Origin of the sequence: Streptococcus mitis (genome assembly GCF_009496285.1) — a bacterium.
Lineage (GTDB): Bacteria > Bacillota > Bacilli > Lactobacillales > Streptococcaceae > Streptococcus > Streptococcus mitis_BP.
Map to the genome: position 1 here is coordinate 56,644 of NZ_WIJK01000010.1, position 18,714 is coordinate 75,357.

Genomic DNA, 18,714 nt, shown 5'->3' on the forward strand with positions numbered 1-18,714 from the left:
GCCGCAGGCTGCTCAAAACACTGTTTTGAGGTTGTGGATAGAACTGACGAAGTCAGTAACCATACCTACGGCAAGGCGACGTTGACGCAGTTTGAAGAGATTTTCGAAGAGTATTAAAATTTTATTGATAACCTTCTTCTATTGAACGTGGTTAGCCAAATCTTCTTGGGCTTTTTTATTAGACTCAGCTTTTTCTTTTTGCCATTTTTCATAAAGTTCTTGATACTGTTTAGCAGTCACTGGTTCCTTTTGCAATTCAACATATTTGTAGTTGTCCGCATCTCCTTTGTGCCCAACAAATGAGAAGGCCGCTGTAAATGGAACTGTCTTACGGAAGATAGGATTAGCCCCTCCACTTTGAACTGGTAGGAAGAGAGCACTATCTGTCAACCAAGCTTGAACTTCGGCAAATTTTTCATAACGTGTTTGCGTATTTTCATTCTCTTTATCTGCTGCATCCAACAACTCCTTGTAGGTAGCTAGACCAAGTTTTTCTTTGACTTCATTGTCTTTTCCTGGAGTCAAGCCAAGATTTTTCAACTGAGAACCCGAGTCTGGATCCAAAAGGTCAAGATAGGTCTTCGGATCTGAGAAATCTCCGCTCCATCCTGAGATATCGATGTCATAGTCCTTTTGATCGGCGGTATCCGCAAAGAAGGTGGCATTGTCTTTCTCATCTGGTGACAACTGAATGATATCAATCACAACATTATCTGATCCAAGCGTTGCTTCAACGGTTTGCTTGAAGGAACTTGCTTGCTGAACATCCAACTTAGCAGTCTGATCAACCAACATATCCAAGTGGATAGGGAAGGTCACACCTTCTGCTTGCAAACTATCTTTAGCCTTGGCAAATTCAGCCTTGGCTTTTTCATGATCCAAGAAAGCAGCTTGAGCATCGTTCAGATTGATATTAGACCACTCTGTACCATAGTTGACCATCTTTTCATTGACCGCATCTCCAAAGTTTTTTCCACCAATTTGAACAAAGTTACTTGGTGTGACTGTATTTCTAAGGATTCGATCAGCTCCATCTTCTCCATTTGTCTGGGCAGCATAGGCATGACGGTCAAAGGCAAAGTTAATGGCCTGACGGAAATCTTTATTTTGCATAGCTAGACGAGAATCCGTCTTTTCTTTATCCGTCTGTTTCATGGTTTGCTTGTAACTTTGACGGTTGACATTAAAGAGGTAGTAGAAGGTTATAGCATTTTGTGGTGTATAGGTAATCTTATCTTCATTCCCTTTTTTCAGCTGGTCAAAGACTGAGCTTGTTGGGAAAATACGCCCGTCTGAATAGTTACCTTCCAAGAAACCTCTAGCCAAACTATCTTGGTCTGAGCCATCATAGAAGGAAAGTTTTACTTTCTCAATCTTCACATTGTCCTTGTCCCAATAATTAGGATTCTTTTCAAACTCAATCAAAGATTTTGAAGTGAATGATTTGAATAAATATGGCCCATTTGACAGGATACTAGATGGAGTTACACTTCCAAATTCGTCCCCCTTAGATTTCAAAAAGGCTTCATTGACTGGACTCAAAATTCCACCTGTTGTCTTAGAATTCCAGTAGGACTCTGGCTTGTTTAAGGTATATTGGAGAGTATAGTCATCGACTGCCTTGATTCCAACAGTCTCAAAGTCTGATGATTGCCCCTCAATATAGTCCGCCAAACCTTTGATAGAGTCTTGCACCAAGTACAAGTTTTCTGCCTTTTTATCCGCAGCATACTTTAGGCCTGTCACAAAGTCGTGAGCTGTTACTTCAGCATATTCTTCTCCTTCAGAGGTATACCACTTAACACCTTGGCGAATTTTGTAAGTATAAGTCAAGCCATCTTTTGATACTGTCCATGATTCAGCCATGGAAGGAACCAGATTGCCATACTTATCATTTTCCAACAGTCCATCAATCAAGTTTGTTGTAATGCTGGATGTCGAGCCACGTGTCGAAGTAATGTAGTCTAATGTATCTGGATTGCTAGCAAATACATAAGAGTAGGTTTTATCAGATGCATTTGACTGTGTCGAGCTACAAGCTACCATCAAGAAGCTAGCACTCAAAATTCCAACCCCTAGTAAGAGAGCTTTTGATTTTTTCATAAATATTCTCCATTTATATAGTATATGAAATATTATAGAAAAAATAGAAAGCTTATACAAACTATTATTTTAGGGCAAAACAAAAGCCAGTAGACTCGAGTTCCTACTGACTTCATTGTTGAATTCGTTTGGATTATGCAGCCAAAACTTTGCGTCCTTTACGACGACGAGCTGCCAATACGCGACGACCGTTTTTAGTTGACATACGGTTACGGAATCCGTGTTTACGCGCACGACGTAGTTTACTTGGTTGATAAGTACGTTTCACGATGAATACCTCCTCATAGATTTTGTATTCGTTTAGCCGGCTATAAAGTGATCAGTTACTAAACATACTTTACTATTCTATCTGATTCTTTTGCATTTGTCAATAGCTCTGACAAATGTTTCCAGCTTTTTTGCTGAGGAGATAATTTGAAAATCCTTCCAATTTACTTTCGAAATCTATAAAATATCTAATGTACTAGTAATTTACCCAATTGGTACACTCAAATTTCCAAGTTTTTCCTCTTGAAACCTTCCGCCTGCCTATTAAATGTAAAAGGTGTTTTCTATATTTTCCTTCTGTCACTTCTTGCATTTAAAAAGCAACAACACCGTAGGATGACGATTCTACCGTCTTTTAATTGGCAATAAACAAGATATTTAGTAATAATCCTTTCTAGTTATCATCGATTAAATCTCATTTTTAAAAAAACTAATATGTGTAGTTATCTAAAACCTCTATCTATTCTTCTTAAACAACACAAAAACGCTCTAGACGTAAAAATAGTTGTTATCCTAGTTGATTAAAAAAATCTCTGATTTCCTCATCTTTTATAAAATAATATATAATTTTCCCCTCTCTTCTAGTGTCCAAGATGTTTTGATTGGCTAGTTTACGAAGATGGTGGGAGGCAGATGCCATACTGAGATCTAGTAAACAGGCTATATCACAGACACAGAGTTCTTCAACAGCAAGGAGATAAAAGATGATATTTATCTGTTTATTATCGGTAAACTTTGATAAAATACGAAGTGATTTTTGGACTTTTTCCTTTTCAAGGTAGTTCGTTGCGGTTGTAACATTTTGTTGATTTATAATATTCACTTGGCATATACTATCTTTTTTCATAATTTTTTCTCCTAGCCGAACACAGTCCTTAGCATGTCAAAGCTGTTGTTTTCAATCAGGATATACATCCCCAATCCTAAATAAACAACGGCAATAAACCATCTGCTATATTTTTCCAAAGTTTCTCCAACAGAAGGGACTTGTGCCAATTTTTGGGCAGAAAAAACCAAGAGATAAATCATGACTAGAAAGGTAAGTAAAGCCACTATCAAATTCGCTAAATTTAAGGTAATAAAATATGGGACAAAAACACCAATATTGTCAGCACCACAACTTGCAAAAGTAATCATAGCGACTAGAAAAATCAGGTTTTTATTATCTTTGCGCAAACCATCTTTTGCAATAGCTTCTCCATCAGAATCTCCTAAAAGCAAAACTTTGAGTCCTAGGAAAATTGGAATCAAACCGAGCAAACCTAAAATCTCTTTACTAGGAATATAATTTAAGACAAATGCAAAAAGTAAACTTAGCAATATTAGACTAACAGAGCCTAGAAATTGTCCTAAATAGATGTTAATGATGTCTTTTCTGCTTTTTCTTTTGGCGAAAAATAACATTAGGATAATAAGTAAGTCTACGGCTGTCCCAGAATACAGGATTATTGAAGTAACAACATTTTGAATCATAAAACACCTCATTCAAATATATTTTTGAATGTATTTTAACATTAAACTTTGTAGATGTCAACTTCAGCTCCATCAAAATATAGATAAGAAGGTAGTGTACCAAACATTAAAAAGCTCTGCCATCGAAATGATAGCAGGGCTTAATTTCAATATCTAAATGATATATTTATCTAAAAAAGGTAGAGATTGAACTGAAATATAGTGAAATTAACAAAAGAAAAAAACGCTTAAAATCAGCGTTTTTCTTATGTATTGATTTGTATTGAATGCTTACTTCACTTCTGTAAGGGTTGTGAATGTTATTTTAGCACCCTTTAAACGCCGTCATATCAACGTTTCTAGATTGTTCTATAGAAAATGTAGTCATAAATGTAGTCATTTTGCTATGCTGTCAATTTTGCAATTTCTTTGAGGTAGATTTCAACTGCTTCTGCCTTCTTTTTCGGTGCCAATTCAGCATAAGTGTCCATAGTCGTTTTAATCGACTTATGTCCCATTCTTATCTGGAGTTCTTTCCAGTTCGCACCAGCATTCAGCATCAAAGAAGCATGTGTATGACGGAAAAGGTGGAAACCATAGTTTGGTAGTCCCAACTCAGTCAATCGCTTTTTAAGCGTTGCACGTTCATTTCTGTCACACATATAGTTCCCGTAAATTGTCGGGAAAATTAAGTCCACAGTTGGTAAATCATGACTCACAAAGTAATCATTCATCTCAGCATGAAAAGCTTTCAAGTCATCTAAGACTTGTCTCGGGACTGCAACTCTTCTGTTGCCAGAATCAGTTTTGGCACTGTTCTTACAAACAATCTCACCCTTAATCCCAAGTTTCTTATTTCCAACTTTCCACATCAGCGTCTTGTTAACGATGATTTCATTGGAATCAAAATCGAGATCATGAATCGATAAAGCAAGAAGCTCATTGATTCGAAGCGCAGAAGCTAACAGCGTGTCGCAGATAACCTTAAATCTTCGATTAGCTCGTGTGTCAGGAAGAGTATCAAGATAGTTCAGCCAAGTACCCAAATCCTCTCCGTGCAATACCATAATTCTCTCCTTTACCACCTTTGGCTTTGGAGGGATTTTTACTGTCCGAGCTGGATTATGAGAAAGTTCGAAATTCGTAATCCCATAATCGAAAATATCACTGAGTTTATAGATAACTGCACCGAAATCTTTTGCGTGTCCCTTTTTAGATTTTTTAACACCTGATTCAACAGACTTTTTAGATTGTTGAGCTAATTTATTAACCCAAATCTGAATATCTGCAGATTTTATCTCTTCAGGTCTATATTCTCCAAACTTAGGGATGATATAAGTATCAAGATAGCTTCGAACCCGATTGATCGTATTCTGAGAAGTCACCCAAGTTACAAAACTAACAAACCAGGCTTCAGCTAACTCCTCGAAGTTATTAATCAACAAAGTCTCTTTTAAAGTCGAACCCTTCGCTTCAAATTCAAGTCGAGCTTGAATGATTTTCCTATCAAGACTTTTTAGAGTTTTAGCAGTTATAGATGATGTAACTTTTTTACCAGTTTTAACATCTACACCAATATATACACCACGTTGCGTATAGCTAATAGACCCGTTACTCTTGGTAGTTTTAATGACTTTTCGATTGTTGTGAATGATAGTTTCTTTCTGCATAGTAGCCTTTCACGTTCGGATATATATAAAAGGCTAAAATAACAACCTCACATTATTCTATGTGATATTACTATTTTAGCACATTTTTCATAATCAGGGAGTTAAATAGGTCAGCACATCCTCCATTCTGTAGTAGACTGTGCGAGTCCCATCGATTGGTGGTTCCAATCGTTTAAGCCCTGTACTCTCCCAAGACTTCAAGGTGTTTGGTGAAATCTTAAGTATCGAAAGCAGCTCTTTCTGAGTAAGTATACTTACATGCTTTTGAGTATTTTCTTGTTTCTGCATCAAAGCAAGCAAACAATTCAAAATCTGTTCAATTTGATTCAATTTTATGAGTTCATTATTCGTCATTCTTCACTCTCCTTTTTATTATTTGAGTGTCTACGTGAATCCAGATATTTTGCAAAAAAGTAAGTCTTATCAATAATGAGATTCAAAAGTGACGGATTCTCAACTCGTGCATATCTAACAAGGTTGTTAAACTCAGTAAAGTTGTGTTCTTCGATAATATCAATCACAGTTGAAAGAAATTGATCGTTATTGTTAGTGATTAGAAATTGCTCCAATTCAAAACCACAACCAGATTCAATCTCATCCATATTGTAAAGTGTTTTGTCAGGATTCTCTGCGTGTATGAAATAATCATACATCCCCTTTGGTGACATGACTACCTCTACATGAGAAGGTGTATGTAGTTTTTCAGTTAGTAACTCTGAAACCTGCGTATAGCTTTTAAGTGATTCGAAAAATAGAACCCCATGTTTGTGTGCTTTTTTAAATTCTCCAGTTTCTTTATTTATATCCTTATCATGCCAAGGACTCAAGACAAATGGAATATGCATTTCTTCAAGGACGTCTAAATAATTTTCCGGCGCGCTTTCTTGATAAATCAGGAATGCCCACTTATTCGAACGTTTATCTTTAGCCACGAATACCTCCCTTCAAATAGCATTTTCAAATTGTTTGCAATTCATGTGATTATTGATTACTGATACAATGGGGGTCGTAGTAACCCCATTGTATCTGTCAATTAGATTTCATGACAAGGCAGTACTTTTGGTCTTCACTACGTGAACCAAGCACTGCCAATTTATTATCTTTTTGTAGATTTAAACCAGAGCTTATTACCTTTCCTATTTGGTGCAGAAAAATAATAGTCTGGATTGCGACTAGAAATTTCTTCTTTGATGTAGGATTCCATGTCTCTCAGAAGTTTCTGAGCCTGTTGAGTCTTTGGATACTTAATCACAATCGTCACAGAATCTTTTCTTACGTCAACAACACACTTAGATGTTGCTCTATTGAATTTCCTTAAAATAGGATTGAACCTTGTCACAGTAGAAGAGTTATCAATTGAAAAGGCCAGTTGAGAATTCTCGTCTTGTCGTAAAAACTGTGCTAGTCGAATCGTTTGATATGCAGATTTAAAATAGTTTATAGGTGTGTCATAGAGCAATCGTAGAATTAACTCAATTATGATGATAAATGCTGCAATTAATGGTAATAAAATTGCTAGAGTTTTTGTATAGTACTCACCTTTACTAGCCCATTGCTTTATCGCCTCAAACAGATGAGATAAGTATGTACTTTGAGCATTCGCAATCAAATCTTGTAGTAATCTAAGACCAATTGTCAAACAAAGGAAAAACAAGCTATACATAAGTAATGTCACTGTAATATTAAACGTTCTCTGAAAGAAATTCTTTTTGACATTCATAAAATACCTTTCTTAGTGTAGTACGTTGGACATAATAATGGTAACACTTGATAGGGATGCTCATTATCAATGATTTGTATCAAACCGGTACCCTTTCCAACTGGTATGACAATACCCTCTGGATCCAAATCTGGGAATAGAAATTGTGTTGTCTTCTTATTAATATTTCCGATTTGAATCAATACATTTAGTTGTTCTCGAACAGAAACTGGGATTGTATTGTGGTCAAAACGTTGACTAACTAATAAAAGGTGTACTCTAGTCGCTCGTCCTAGTAAAGCAACCTGTGATAAGAGTGAAAAGAAAGAATCTTTTATCGTTTTATTGACCCCTTCCGATAACGCTAGAACTTCATCTATGACAATAGTTAAATGCTTAAATTCTTCTTCAGAATTTTCATAGAGAATTTCCTGACGTACTTGGATGAGATTTAAACACGAGCTAAGATTTTCATTTATCTCCGATACAAAATCTGACTTTGAACGATTGCGCTGAGGATGTATGACTGCAATACCATTTTCACGAGCCCACCTTGATGGTGTATCAAATTTGGGATCGACAATGATTAAATCCGAGAAGTTTTTCAATAAACTCAGAAAGTAAGTCAGCGCGTAAGACTTTCCTGAACCACTATTTCCTGCGATTGCTATAGAAGTTACTTTGTTAAAATCTAGAATTAGATTTTTCATTATTGGTATTGTGTTATTTTCTTGCTTCAAAACAAACTGTTCTAAATCTGAAATTACAATTCTTTCTGAAATTCCGACTTTCCAAGGGAAAAACAGACCTCTTTGAACATGGATATCATCAGTTTCAAGAGCAAGAAAGTAAGCAGAGTTCTGTTTTAATACCGTATACCTTGGAAAGAGAGCTGCATTAGCGATTAGAAAAATCTTCTGATAAAGATCATCATCAACGATGTACCCAGCTGGCAATCGTGGAATAAATAGAAAACCATCTTTCATGATTTTGATATCAAAACTATTAGTATAACTAGTTTCTCCTTGCATGATGCTCCCAAGCCCCATATTCAGGGCTTGGAGCAAGTATTGAGCAAGCTCTTTAGTAGTCATTATTTGACCTCTTTGATGTTATTCGCACGGAAATAGACATTGTAGCCGACTTCGCAGGCTTCTAATCCATCAAAGTCAACCATCGCTAGATAAGACGGAAGAGTCACTTCAGATTCAAACTTCACCTGGAACGGTGGTAACCCTTTCTGAGAGAACCATGCCTTGTGCCCGATGATTTCGCCTGTAGGTTGACCATCTTCAAACTTAATCTGTGCTTCAAATTCAGTACTCAAGCAATGGATTGCTTGTTTTTGATCGACATATTGTTTTGCAGTATTAGCTGAATAGCCATTTTTACGATTTTTTGTTTTCATGCGATTTACCTCTTTCTTTTTTTGTCTTAGCTAAGAACATACTAAGTATACTTCAATAATCACAGGTTAACAATGAACTGTCAGTTCAGGCCTATAAGTACTGATATAATAAGCTTTTTACTTGAAAAGTAACTCTAATTTTTATAAATCCCCCTCAAAACATGTACTAACGGTGCAAAAACACGTTATTTTTTTTTTAAATATTTTTTCACGTGTTATAATAGTAATAATAATTATCAAATTTTTAGGAGCTTTATTGTGGTAGAACGTATCAATATCAAAGGTATTTCTTTAACATTCTGCATCAATGATGTTTGCCTGTATGGAGGTTCTTTATAATGGCTAAAAAAGCAACACAAAAAGAAGTCACTTTGGAAACCATTCTCTTCAATTGTCGTAATGCTCTTCGTGGGGCAGGTGGAACTGAGAAAAACCGTGATGCTGTTATTGGCCTTGTTTTTATTAAATTTGCTAGCGATAAATTTGAAAAGCGTCGTCAAGAAATCAAGGATAAGCATGGAGATATTCCAGTATTTTTAGAAAATAAAAGCTTCTATACAGCAGAGAATGTTTTTTATTTAGAACCTGAGTGCCGTTGGTCCTATTTGGTTAAAGAGGCAAGTTCAAATGATATCGCAGTCAAAATTGATACAGCAATGGCGACTATCGAGAAAGACAATCCTTCTCTCGAGGGTGCCCTCTTGTCAAATTTTTATTCAGGTCTTGGAGCTGAAATTCGAACTCTCAAAAACCTAATCGATGAAATTAATAAAATAGATCCTGAAAAATTCCATGAGGACGACTTGATTGGTCGCGTATATGAATATTTCATGCAATCTTATGCTGTTTCCAGCACAAAAGAAGAAGGTGAATTCTATACACCACCTTCAGTTGTTAAACTAATTGCAGAACTAATCGAACCATATTCTGGTCGTGTTTATGACCCGGCATGTGGTTCAGGAGGAATGTTTGTTCAATCAATGAAGTTTATTGAACAGCATCACGGTAACAAAAAGAATATCTCTATCATTGGTCAAGAAAAAAATCCTGACACTCGTCGTTTAGCCAAAATGAATCTTGCAATTCGAGGAATTTCCTATAATTTAGGAAGCAAACCTTATGGTGAATCTTCTTCTTTCACAGATGATCAGCACAAGGATATGAAGGTTGACTATATTATGGCTAACCCTCCTTTTAATCTTAAAGATTGGCGTGGTGAAAACGAATTATTGGATGACCCTCGTTGGGATGGATATGCAGTTCCGCCAGCATCAAATGCTAACTATGCCTGGATCTTACATATGCTTTCAAAGCTAGATGTAACCGATGGTATAGCAGGTTTCCTTTTGGCAAACGGGGCTTTAAACGCAGATGGCACAGAATATGAAATTCGTAAGCAATTGATTGAAAATGATAAAATTGAAGCTATTATCGTGCTTCCACGTGATATGTTTTATACCACAGATATTTCAGTAACGCTTTGGATTTTGAACAACAATAAAAAAGGTGGCCTGAAAAACGGTCATCAATACCGTAATCGTGAACATGAAATTCTTTTCTGTGACTTAAGGCGATGGGATGACCATATTGAACAATATGTTGTCGAAAAAGGAAAGAAAAAGAAAAAAACAGTCTTGACTGATAAGCAAATTGCTGATGTAAAAGCAATTTATCACTCATGGCAAACAGGTGAGGGCTATGAAGATGTAGCTGAATTATGCAAATCAGCAAGTCTAGAGGAGATTCGCAAAGCTAACTACTCACTTGCACCTTCTAAGTATGTTGAATTTATTGACCATGACTTAGAAATTGATTATGAGAAAGAAATGGCTCGTATTCAAGCTGAAATGAAAGAAGTCTTGACGCTAGAAAAAGCCTCACAAGTTAGCCTAGAAGAAGCCTTTAAGGGGATTGGTTATGACATTGACTAATTTGGGAAAATACATTGAAACCTATGATGAACGTAACGAAAATAGATTGGGAGCTGATTCTGTTGTTGGTATTTCAACGGGTAAGGAATTTATTGAAACTAAAGCAAAATTAGATGGGGTCAGTTTAAAATCTTATAAAGTTGTCCCACCTAAGTATTTTGCTTATGTGGCAGACACTTCAAGACGTGGGGAAAAAATTTCCTTATCTTATAATTCGTCAGATGATGAGTATTTAGTTTCATCTATTTCAACTGTTTTTAGAGTAAAAGAACCAGAATTACTCTCCTCAGAGTTCCTTTTCATGTACTTCAATCGTCCAGAGTTTGACCGTTTTGCACGTTACAATTCATGGGGGTCAGCACGTGAAACTTTCTCATGGAATGATATGTGTGATATTGAAATTGACCTTCCACCTCTACATATTCAAGAAAAGTATGTGGCAATTTATAAAGCCATGCTAGCCAATCAAAAAGCCTATGAAAATGGCTTGGAAGATTTGAAACTGGTTTGTGATGCAACGATTGAAAAACTACGTAGGGAAATGCCGAGTGAAGCAATTAGAGAATACATAGAGCAGACGGACGAAAGAAACGATGGATTAGGAGTTGATTCTGTTAGAGGATTATCAATCGATAAAAAAATTATTCCGACAAAAGCTAAGATGTCAGGTGTAAGTTTATCTAATTATAAATTGTTTAAACCGAATGAGATTGCTTACGTAACGGTTACTTCTAGAAATGGTGAAAAAATAACTATTGCACAAAATAATACTACTGAAAAATATTTAGTCTCCTCATCTTATATAACTTTTAAGATTACAGATAAGGAAATTTTGTTACCTGAGTTTTTGTTTATGTATTTTAATCGAGATAATTTTGATAGATTTGCCAGATTCAATTCATGGGGATCTGCACGTGAAACGTATAATTGGGAGGATTTGATAGAATTCGAAATCCCTATTCCTGACATAAATATCCAACAGTCTATCGTAGATATTTATAATGCTTATATCACACGCAAGCAGATCAATGAAAGACTCAAACAGCAAATCAAGGATATTTGTCCTATTTTGATTGCTGGAGCGATAAAGGAGGCGAATGCGAATGCCTAAATTTACCGAAGCTCAACTTGAAGAAGCTATTATTGAGCTATTTCAAGAACAGGGGTATGACTATATCAATGGCGACAAACTTCATCGTAAGTTTGATGAAGTTTTTCTCGAAGACGATATGAAAAGCTTTTTGAGTCGTCGTTATCCAGATCTCACGAAAACAGAGCTCGAAAAGATTATAAATAAAATCAAGCATGTCCCTAATACGCCACTTTATATGGGAAATCGTAAAGCTTTCTACTTAGTTAATGAAGGTTTCAATCTTCAACGTGACGACTCCAGTAAAGGAGGGTTCCACATTGAATACATTGATTTTGAAACACCCGAAAATAATATTTTTAAAGTGGTTAATCAGTTTACAGTCCAAGATGTCCGTGAACGTAGACCTGATATGCTCCTCTTTATCAATGGTATTCCTATCGTTATTTTTGAATTTAAATCCGCTATCAATGAAAATACAACTGTTCACGATGCCTGGAAACAGATTAATATTCGTTACAATCGAGACATCCCAAATCTGATGAAATATGCATTCTTGTCAGTTATCTCGGATGGAGCCAATACAAAATTAGGATCTATTTTCACACCATATGAGTACTACTATTCTTGGAACAAGGTCAGCGATGAAGAAAAAGCTCCCGCCTCACTCGGTATCGGAACCTTACTGACTATGATTCATGGAGCTTTCTCAAAAGATAGATTAATCGCTATTTTGCGTGACTTTATCTATTATCCAGATTCTGATAAGAAAGAAACTGCAATCGTCACTCGTTATCCTCAATTCTTTGCTGCAACCAAAATGCTAGAAAATATCAAGGAACATTTGAAGCCACTTGGTGATGGTAAAGGAGGAACTTACTTTGGTGCTACTGGATCAGGTAAAACCAATACTATGCTTTTCCTAGCACGCTTACTTGGTACACATTATAGAGATGTTTTTCAGTCACCAACCGTGATTATCTTAGTAGACCGTGAAGATTTGAGTAATCAGACCAGCAAGCTTTTTGAAGGTTCTAAACGCTATTTAAAGACTGAGAATGTCAAAACTATCGGTAGTCGCGCTGAACTTAAACAAGAACTCTCCATAAACGAAAGTGGTGGTGTTTATATCACTACTATTCAAAAATTTGAAGAAGCAACTGGTTTACTTTCTGAACGTAATAACATTATTTGTATATCTGACGAGGCACACCGTACCCAGACGAACACTGGTGCAAAACTTAAATATACAGACGCAGGTGTTGAAACCTCATATGGTTTTGCAAAATATTTACGAGACTCTTTCCCTAATGCTACTTACGCTGGTTTTACAGGGACTCCTATTGATGATACTATTCACGTTTTTGGTCAAGTAGTTGAATCATATACAATGAAAGAATCTACTGAAGATGGTATCACTGTCCGAATCTCCTACGAGCCACGCTTAGCCAGAGTTATCACCAATCCGGACCAAGTTTTAGAAATTGACAACTATTATCGTGAAGCTGAAGAACAAGGGGCTAATACCGAGCAAATTGAAGCTAGTAAACGAGCCATGTCTAAAGTTACTCAAATCTTGAGTCACCCAGATCGAATCAGAAAAGTGGCTGGAGATATTGTTGAACATTTTGAAAAGGTCGTTAGTACAAAGCCTAAGATTATTCAAAAAGCTATGATTGTTTGCTCGAATCGCGAACATGCTTTCATGGTTTATCAAGAACTTGCGAAAATTCGTCCAGATTGGTTTGTAGCTAAGAAAACTGACCGTAACGATCTATCAAAACAAGAGTTAGAAAAACTAGAAGCTCTTCCAAAAGTCAATATCGTTGCGACACGAAGCAAAGACGATGAGCTTGAAATGTATAATCTTTTAGGTGATTCTAATCATAGAAAGATGTTGGATACCCAATTTAAGAATAATAATTCTAATTTCCAAATTGCAATTGTTGTTGATATGTGGATTACTGGATTTGACGTCCCTTCACTTGCAGTTATGTATATAGATAAACCACTTCAAAAACATACGCTCATCCAAACAATTTCACGTGTCAATCGCGTTTTCGAAGGTAAAGACCACGGTCTGGTAGTAGATTATATCGGTATTAAGAGGGCTATGCTTGAAGCCATTAAGAAATACGGGGACGACCAAGATGGGCCGATAGATGAGTTAGAAATAACCTTAAAGATTTTCAGAAATCAGTTAAGTCTTATCGATGATTTATTAACAAAATTTAATGCTACCGACTTCTATAATGGTAGTCCGGCGGAACGCCTTCTTTGTCTTAATCGAGGAGCAGAGTATGTTCAAATTACCCATGACATGGAAATGCGATTCATGTATCTTTCACGGCGAATGAAAGCAGCCTATGAAATTGTATATCCATCAGGAGAGCTAACTGATGAGGAGACAGAAAAAGCTCAATTCTATCTTGCAGTTCGTTCAATCATCTATAAGCAAACAAAGGGAGATGCTCCCGATACTGAAACAATGAATAGGCATGTTCAAACTATGATTGAAAATGCAATCGCATCTACAGGAGTTGAAGATATTGTAAACAATCAAAAGCAAGACTTATTCGATGAAAGTTTTGTAGAGGAATTAGATCAGCTAGATATGCCTATCACAAAATTCAATGCTTTACTCAAGTTATTACGTCGTGCAATCGATCAGTATGGACAAACAAACCAAGTAAAAGCAATTGAGTTTTCTAAACGGTTAGAAAAAGTTGTCGATTCTTATAATAATAGAGATAATCAAGTATTTGTATCTGGAGTAACTTCTGATTTCATTGATAGCCTTTCTGACGAAATTATGAAAATCTTAAAAGATCTCCGAGATGATATGGAATCCTTCAAAAATATAGGTATAACCTATGAAGAAAAAGCTTTCTATGATATTCTCATCAAAGTTCGTGATGAACATGATTTTGAATATGCTGATGAAAAATGTATCGAATTAGCTAAGGCCATTAAAGAATTAGTTGACGATAAGTCTCAATATGCTGATTGGGCTAGTCGTGAAGATATCAAAAGTCAGCTTAATATGGACTTAACAATTTTACTTTATGAGAATGGGTATCCACCACAATGGAATGATGAAGTATTTGAACAAGTACTCGGTCAAGCAGAAAACTTTAAAAAATCAACAAATTAATCTATAGGAAGTGATTAATGGCATCTATTACAAAATATGTGAAAGAACATTTTTTTGAAACTATAAAAGAAATTGGAGAATTCTACATTTTTCTTTATCACACAGAATTCCATTCTTTCAATAAAGAAGAAATTAGTTCAATTGAAATTGAATATTCTAGCATCCAGAAAGTTTATGCAGGTGAGAGAGAAGACGGGAAATTAGATTTTGATGTTTTATTGAATATCTTTGCTGTTTTTAATTTGAATACTTCTTCTCAGGGAATCATATTTCAAAAACAAGTATTAACACTTAAATTTTCTTGCATTGGTTCTGCAAATCAAGGTATACAAGATTTTCAAATTCAGTCAATCGGGAAATATGATGCAAATAACTTTAAGAACTTTACAAAGCCCTTAACCGATGAATTAATTCCATATATTAGTAAAAAAATTTTAGATGATATTGCTGAAGAACTTCTATCGGAATATTTTCCAGAAGCATTAAAAACTCCTACTAAATTAGATTCATATTCTTTTGCTAAAGCATTAGGCTTAAATGTACAATTTGACGAATTGTCTTCAAATACTTCAATCTTTGGACGTCTTTATTTTCATGAAGATAAATTTTCAGGGATACCCGCTAAAACTATTGTCGTTGATAAAAATATTAAATCAAAAGCAATGATAAATAGTACCATAATACACGAGTGTCTCCACTGGATTCTTCATAAATATTCTGCAGAGTTAGAAAAAGCATCTCCAACTCATATGTGCAAACTTACTTCTAACAATGAACTTACAGAAAATGAAGCCAAGGAGTGGCAAGTACATAATCTTGTTCCTAAGTTCATGATGCCCACAAAAACTACAAAAGCTTTTATTAAAAAAAGATATCATGAAATTTGTGGCAACAGTCAACCGCCAGAAATGATTGATATCATTGAGCAACTAATTAAAGATACTGCAAACTTTTTTGGAACAACAATAGTAGCAACTAAGAATAGACTTTATGAATTTGGTATAGAAGAAGCAAGAGGAGCCTTAAACTATATAGATGGCAAATATGTCCCACCTCATAGTTGGAAGAAAGGATTTTTAGGCCCTAAACAAACTTTTTCTATCGGATTTCATGATCTAGCTCAATTATTATCTAAGCATGATTTGCTAGGTAAGCTTTTTCTTGAAGGTAAATTTATTTATATTGATTCACATATCTGTTTGAATCTCCCTAAATATATAGAAACTTTAGAAGATAATAAACTATCCATGACCTATTATGCCAGAACTCACATGGATGAATGTTGTCTTGTATTTGAAAAAGAGCATAAGTATAACATTGATGGGTTTATATTTTATTTCGACTTATCTACTGCTCTTAATAACTCTATAGATACAAATAAACGACAACAATACAATTATGATAGTAGTGATAATAATTTAGAGCTTGAAATAAGAGCAGCGATACTAAATGCCGAAGCGAAAGAGTCCGTAGATATTTTAAACAACTTGCCATTCGATTTTGGAAGTGCAATTTCTTATCTGAGAGAACGTAAAAAAATGTCTGTAGAAGACTTAGAAGCTTCTGCTTTAATCTCGCAAAGAACTATATATAGTTTACAAAAAAATGCAAAAGAACCTAAACTACAAACCATTGTAGCACTATGTATAGCCTTAACATTACCTTATCCAGTTTCCATAAAATTAATGGAAATTGCTGGCAGAAACTTACGACAATCATCCATAGAGGAAATGATTTATGCTGAATTTCTCCAAAAATCTTACGAGCTTTCTGTAGAGGATTGCAATCAGATGTTGACCAATCTAAACTATAGTATCTTAACTACGAAAACAACGTTATGAGGGAATTCCCAACCACTACCGATAACAATAAATAAAAACCGTGATTTCATTTTGAATCACGGTTTATTTGATCGACTGAAGAATAGAATAACTATGAAGATAGTTTACTTTATTGAACCACTATTTCATTCCTTGTTTTTTTATTAAATCTAAAACCAAAGGAAACTATGTTATTTTATATAGCATTTCTGGTACAAAGTTAACACAAATCGTTTGTAATCTTCTGACTGTAATAGAAATTCTAATATTTTTAATTTGATAAATTGGTAGGGTTCTTTATGAGATAAGATAGATATTTTGTATCCTTCTATAACTTCTTTAAGAATCTCTCTAATATTCTCTATTTTTTTGTTTTTAACTAAATCTGCTCTAATTTCTCCTTCAGCTTTCTGTTCAATTTCTTTTAGAATGTTTTCCACTATTACTCCCATGTCTTCATGATGTAACCTTTCATCTAAACCCATATATTTTATGTAATTCAAATATTCATTTGGTAAGCCATGCTTTTGAATTTCTAATTCTTTTAAATCCTTTAAATATATTGGAATTTTTTCAATCGGAAAATCAACTTTATAGGGATGAATTACAGGTATAGCAGGTAATTTATCTCTTTTATAAATTCTATTACAAATCGTACACATTGGTACTATATTAAAATGTCTTAAGCATAGGATTGGGAAATATGATTGTGGCAAGAAATGATCCAAATCCCTTGTACCTATACAAATTTGTTGTTGACAAACTGAACAATAAGTTTGATACTTACCCTTAGAAAAATATTTTTTTATTGATTCTTCATAATATAAAGAATAAGCTTTTTTAGCTGTTTCAGATTTTTCAGAAAATATATAATAATAAATATCTTTAAAACTAAAATACGGGTCGGTTTTATTTGATTGATAAAAACTACCAATATCTAAAACAGTGTTTGGTACTGGATTACAAGAAGTCGACTGTTCTAAGTATTTAAAATAATTTTCATTAAAAAAATTGTCCTGTTCAATAATATCATCGAGAAAATTACTTCTACTTAAATCATCAATCAATTTTTTAATTGTCGGAACTTTATCGTAAACAGTTTTAAGTTCTTTTAAATTGTTATTTAAAATCGTTGAAGTTGGAGCCCCTTTATTACATTGGTTTAGAAATGAGCTAATATCTTTTGATAGCAATTCTAATTTACTTTTCCTACTCATTTATCTACCTCGTTAATTAGTTTTTCAAACTGGGTAATTTTTTCTTCCGTTAAAACTTCACTAATAATTTGGTTTCTTACCGAACTATATGCTATTTGATTAATTCTATCTAAAGCACCGAATAAATCTCGCTCAGACAATTCTTTGATATCTGCTGATTCCTTCTTTACAAGGGGATTATTAAAATACGTCACATCAAAAACAAAACTCAATATGCTATCAATATTGTTCACAAAGGTTTCTTCTTCAAGAACTTTAACAGATATACTATCATCTTCAGATTTAAGATAGAATACTTGTTCCTTATTAAACATACCAACTACAATAGGGGATTGGCTAGCAATAATAAAGTGGCAATTCAGATTTGCGAAACATTCTTTTAATAAGTAATAGTATTGATTTATCCAATATGGGTTTAAATGGGTTTCTGGTTCATCGATTAAAATCAAAGTATCTTTTTCAATATATAAGCTGATTTCCATAATCCGAACAAAAAGTGCTAACTCTCCTGAACTAAGTCTAGATATAGAAATAGGGCTATTATTCTTTATAACAACTAAATCATCAATCAAAAAATTCCCGGTTTTTTCCAAGATATCGAAATCTAAATTTATAATTTCGTTAGCTCTATATCCAAATGCTTTCGAGTAGTATTCTGTTAAATCGCTAATTTTTAGTACTCTTCTTTTCCCCTCATAATTCATTTCTATACCATATTGTTGTTGTATATTCTGATATGTTATTTTTAAACTGAGTAAAATACTAAATAACTGCAATGATAATTTATTATCAATTTTTAAAAGATATTTTTCTATATTAGAAAAATTTAATTGAAATTTTTGTACTAAAATATCTATATTATATAGTAAGGATTTTCTTAAATAATTTAACTCTGCAGCAGTT

17 protein-coding genes are annotated in these 18,714 nt (G+C 34.4%); 5 read left to right on the top strand and 12 right to left on the bottom strand.

The window, feature by feature from the left end:
* Nucleotides 1-138: 138 nt before the first annotated feature.
* The 4 genes from GEZ89_RS04715 to GEZ89_RS04730 form a co-directional block, all read right to left on the bottom strand.
* Nucleotides 139-2,103 (bottom strand): peptide ABC transporter substrate-binding protein, encoded by a 1,965-nt coding sequence (locus GEZ89_RS04715; RefSeq protein WP_153225138.1) that lies wholly within the window; start codon nucleotides 2,101-2,103, stop codon nucleotides 139-141.
* Between the two features lie 133 nt (nucleotides 2,104-2,236).
* The gene (gene rpmH, locus GEZ89_RS04720) at nucleotides 2,237-2,371 is read right to left on the bottom strand and encodes a 50S ribosomal protein L34 (RefSeq protein WP_000831905.1); all 135 of its coding nucleotides are present in this window, start codon (nucleotides 2,369-2,371) and stop codon (nucleotides 2,237-2,239) included.
* A 507-nt stretch (nucleotides 2,372-2,878) separates the two neighbouring features.
* The gene (cadX, locus tag GEZ89_RS04725; RefSeq protein ID WP_153225139.1) at nucleotides 2,879-3,217 is read right to left on the bottom strand and encodes a Cd(II)/Zn(II)-sensing metalloregulatory transcriptional regulator CadX; all 339 of its coding nucleotides are present in this window, start codon (nucleotides 3,215-3,217) and stop codon (nucleotides 2,879-2,881) included.
* 11 nt (nucleotides 3,218-3,228) lie between these two features.
* Nucleotides 3,229-3,843: a CadD family cadmium resistance transporter gene (locus tag GEZ89_RS04730; RefSeq protein WP_000615745.1), complete on the bottom strand. Its 615-nt coding sequence runs from the start codon at nucleotides 3,841-3,843 to the stop codon at nucleotides 3,229-3,231.
* 28 nt (nucleotides 3,844-3,871) lie between these two features.
* Between GEZ89_RS04730 and GEZ89_RS09695 the strand changes: the two genes are divergently transcribed.
* Complete coding sequence (locus GEZ89_RS09695) at nucleotides 3,872-4,000, top strand: FanG protein (protein ID WP_080979389.1); 129 nt, start codon at nucleotides 3,872-3,874, stop codon at nucleotides 3,998-4,000.
* Nucleotides 4,001-4,226: 226 nt separating this feature from the next.
* On the opposite strand, the gene GEZ89_RS04740 is transcribed toward GEZ89_RS09695, so the two are convergent.
* The 6 genes from GEZ89_RS04740 to GEZ89_RS04765 all read right to left on the bottom strand — a co-directional run bounded on the left by GEZ89_RS04740 (nucleotide 4,227) and on the right by GEZ89_RS04765 (nucleotide 8,599).
* Entirely contained in the window at nucleotides 4,227-5,492 is a 1,266-nt protein-coding gene (locus tag GEZ89_RS04740; protein WP_153225140.1) for a tyrosine-type recombinase/integrase, read from the bottom strand.
* Between the two features lie 93 nt (nucleotides 5,493-5,585).
* Nucleotides 5,586-5,846, bottom strand: a complete 261-nt coding sequence (locus GEZ89_RS04745; RefSeq protein ID WP_153225141.1) for a helix-turn-helix transcriptional regulator — start codon at nucleotides 5,844-5,846, stop codon at nucleotides 5,586-5,588.
* Entirely contained in the window at nucleotides 5,843-6,424 is a 582-nt protein-coding gene (locus GEZ89_RS04750; protein ID WP_322741483.1) for a replication protein, read from the bottom strand. The genes GEZ89_RS04745 and GEZ89_RS04750 overlap by 4 nt, the downstream gene beginning before the upstream one ends.
* A gap of 164 nt (nucleotides 6,425-6,588) precedes the next feature.
* Entirely contained in the window at nucleotides 6,589-7,212 is a 624-nt protein-coding gene (locus GEZ89_RS04755; protein ID WP_153225142.1) for a hypothetical protein, read from the bottom strand.
* Nucleotides 7,209-8,285 (bottom strand): cell division protein FtsK, encoded by a 1,077-nt coding sequence (locus tag GEZ89_RS04760; RefSeq protein WP_153225143.1) that lies wholly within the window; start codon nucleotides 8,283-8,285, stop codon nucleotides 7,209-7,211. The genes GEZ89_RS04755 and GEZ89_RS04760 overlap by 4 nt, the downstream gene beginning before the upstream one ends.
* A complete protein-coding gene (locus tag GEZ89_RS04765; protein ID WP_153225144.1) occupies nucleotides 8,285-8,599 on the bottom strand; it encodes a hypothetical protein in 315 nt (104 codons plus the stop codon). The genes GEZ89_RS04760 and GEZ89_RS04765 overlap by 1 nt, the downstream gene beginning before the upstream one ends.
* Before the next feature lie 338 nt (nucleotides 8,600-8,937).
* On the opposite strand from GEZ89_RS04765, the gene GEZ89_RS04770 reads away from it, so the two are divergent.
* From GEZ89_RS04770 to GEZ89_RS04785, 4 genes are read left to right on the top strand one after another with little or no spacing between them, the layout of a single operon-like run.
* Nucleotides 8,938-10,530, top strand: a complete 1,593-nt coding sequence (locus GEZ89_RS04770) for a type I restriction-modification system subunit M (protein ID WP_153225145.1) — start codon at nucleotides 8,938-8,940, stop codon at nucleotides 10,528-10,530.
* Entirely contained in the window at nucleotides 10,517-11,641 is a 1,125-nt protein-coding gene (locus tag GEZ89_RS04775) for a restriction endonuclease subunit S (protein ID WP_153225146.1), read from the top strand. The genes GEZ89_RS04770 and GEZ89_RS04775 overlap by 14 nt, the downstream gene beginning before the upstream one ends.
* On the top strand, nucleotides 11,634-14,774 hold the full coding sequence (locus GEZ89_RS04780) for a type I restriction endonuclease subunit R (RefSeq protein WP_153225147.1): 3,141 nt from the start codon (nucleotides 11,634-11,636) through the stop codon (nucleotides 14,772-14,774). The genes GEZ89_RS04775 and GEZ89_RS04780 overlap by 8 nt, the downstream gene beginning before the upstream one ends.
* 17 nt (nucleotides 14,775-14,791) lie before the next feature.
* Nucleotides 14,792-16,615 (top strand): helix-turn-helix domain-containing protein, encoded by a 1,824-nt coding sequence (locus tag GEZ89_RS04785; protein ID WP_153225148.1) that lies wholly within the window; start codon nucleotides 14,792-14,794, stop codon nucleotides 16,613-16,615.
* A gap of 170 nt (nucleotides 16,616-16,785) precedes the next feature.
* Here GEZ89_RS04785 and GEZ89_RS04790 read toward each other — a convergent pair whose 3' ends face one another.
* Nucleotides 16,786-17,811: a hypothetical protein gene (locus GEZ89_RS04790; RefSeq protein WP_153225149.1), complete on the bottom strand. Its 1,026-nt coding sequence runs from the start codon at nucleotides 17,809-17,811 to the stop codon at nucleotides 16,786-16,788.
* On the bottom strand, nucleotides 17,808-18,714 hold a 907-nt coding region (locus GEZ89_RS04795; protein ID WP_153225150.1), incomplete at its 5' end, for an AAA family ATPase. The genes GEZ89_RS04795 and GEZ89_RS04790, both read right to left, overlap by 4 nt.

Excerpts from the sequence above, each read along its gene's own strand:
- GEZ89_RS04715 (WP_153225138.1), bottom strand. The coding sequence starts at position 2,103 with ATGAAAAAATCAAAAGCTCTCTTACTAGGGGTTGGAATTTTGAGTGCT.
- cadX (WP_153225139.1), bottom strand. The coding sequence starts at position 3,217 with ATGAAAAAAGATAGTATATGCCAAGTGAATATTATAAATCAACAAAAT.
- GEZ89_RS04730 (WP_000615745.1), bottom strand. The coding sequence starts at position 3,843 with ATGATTCAAAATGTTGTTACTTCAATAATCCTGTATTCTGGGACAGCC.
- GEZ89_RS09695 (WP_080979389.1), top strand. The coding sequence starts at position 3,872 with ATGTATTTTAACATTAAACTTTGTAGATGTCAACTTCAGCTCCATCAA.
- GEZ89_RS04740 (WP_153225140.1), bottom strand. The coding sequence starts at position 5,492 with ATGCAGAAAGAAACTATCATTCACAACAATCGAAAAGTCATTAAAACT.
- GEZ89_RS04745 (WP_153225141.1), bottom strand. The coding sequence starts at position 5,846 with ATGACGAATAATGAACTCATAAAATTGAATCAAATTGAACAGATTTTG.
- GEZ89_RS04755 (WP_153225142.1), bottom strand. The coding sequence starts at position 7,212 with ATGAATGTCAAAAAGAATTTCTTTCAGAGAACGTTTAATATTACAGTG.
- GEZ89_RS04760 (WP_153225143.1), bottom strand. The coding sequence starts at position 8,285 with ATGACTACTAAAGAGCTTGCTCAATACTTGCTCCAAGCCCTGAATATG.
- GEZ89_RS04765 (WP_153225144.1), bottom strand. The coding sequence starts at position 8,599 with ATGAAAACAAAAAATCGTAAAAATGGCTATTCAGCTAATACTGCAAAA.
- GEZ89_RS04770 (WP_153225145.1), top strand. The coding sequence starts at position 8,938 with ATGGCTAAAAAAGCAACACAAAAAGAAGTCACTTTGGAAACCATTCTC.
- GEZ89_RS04775 (WP_153225146.1), top strand. The coding sequence starts at position 10,517 with ATGACATTGACTAATTTGGGAAAATACATTGAAACCTATGATGAACGT.
- GEZ89_RS04780 (WP_153225147.1), top strand. The coding sequence starts at position 11,634 with ATGCCTAAATTTACCGAAGCTCAACTTGAAGAAGCTATTATTGAGCTA.
- GEZ89_RS04785 (WP_153225148.1), top strand. The coding sequence starts at position 14,792 with ATGGCATCTATTACAAAATATGTGAAAGAACATTTTTTTGAAACTATA.
- GEZ89_RS04790 (WP_153225149.1), bottom strand. The coding sequence starts at position 17,811 with ATGAGTAGGAAAAGTAAATTAGAATTGCTATCAAAAGATATTAGCTCA.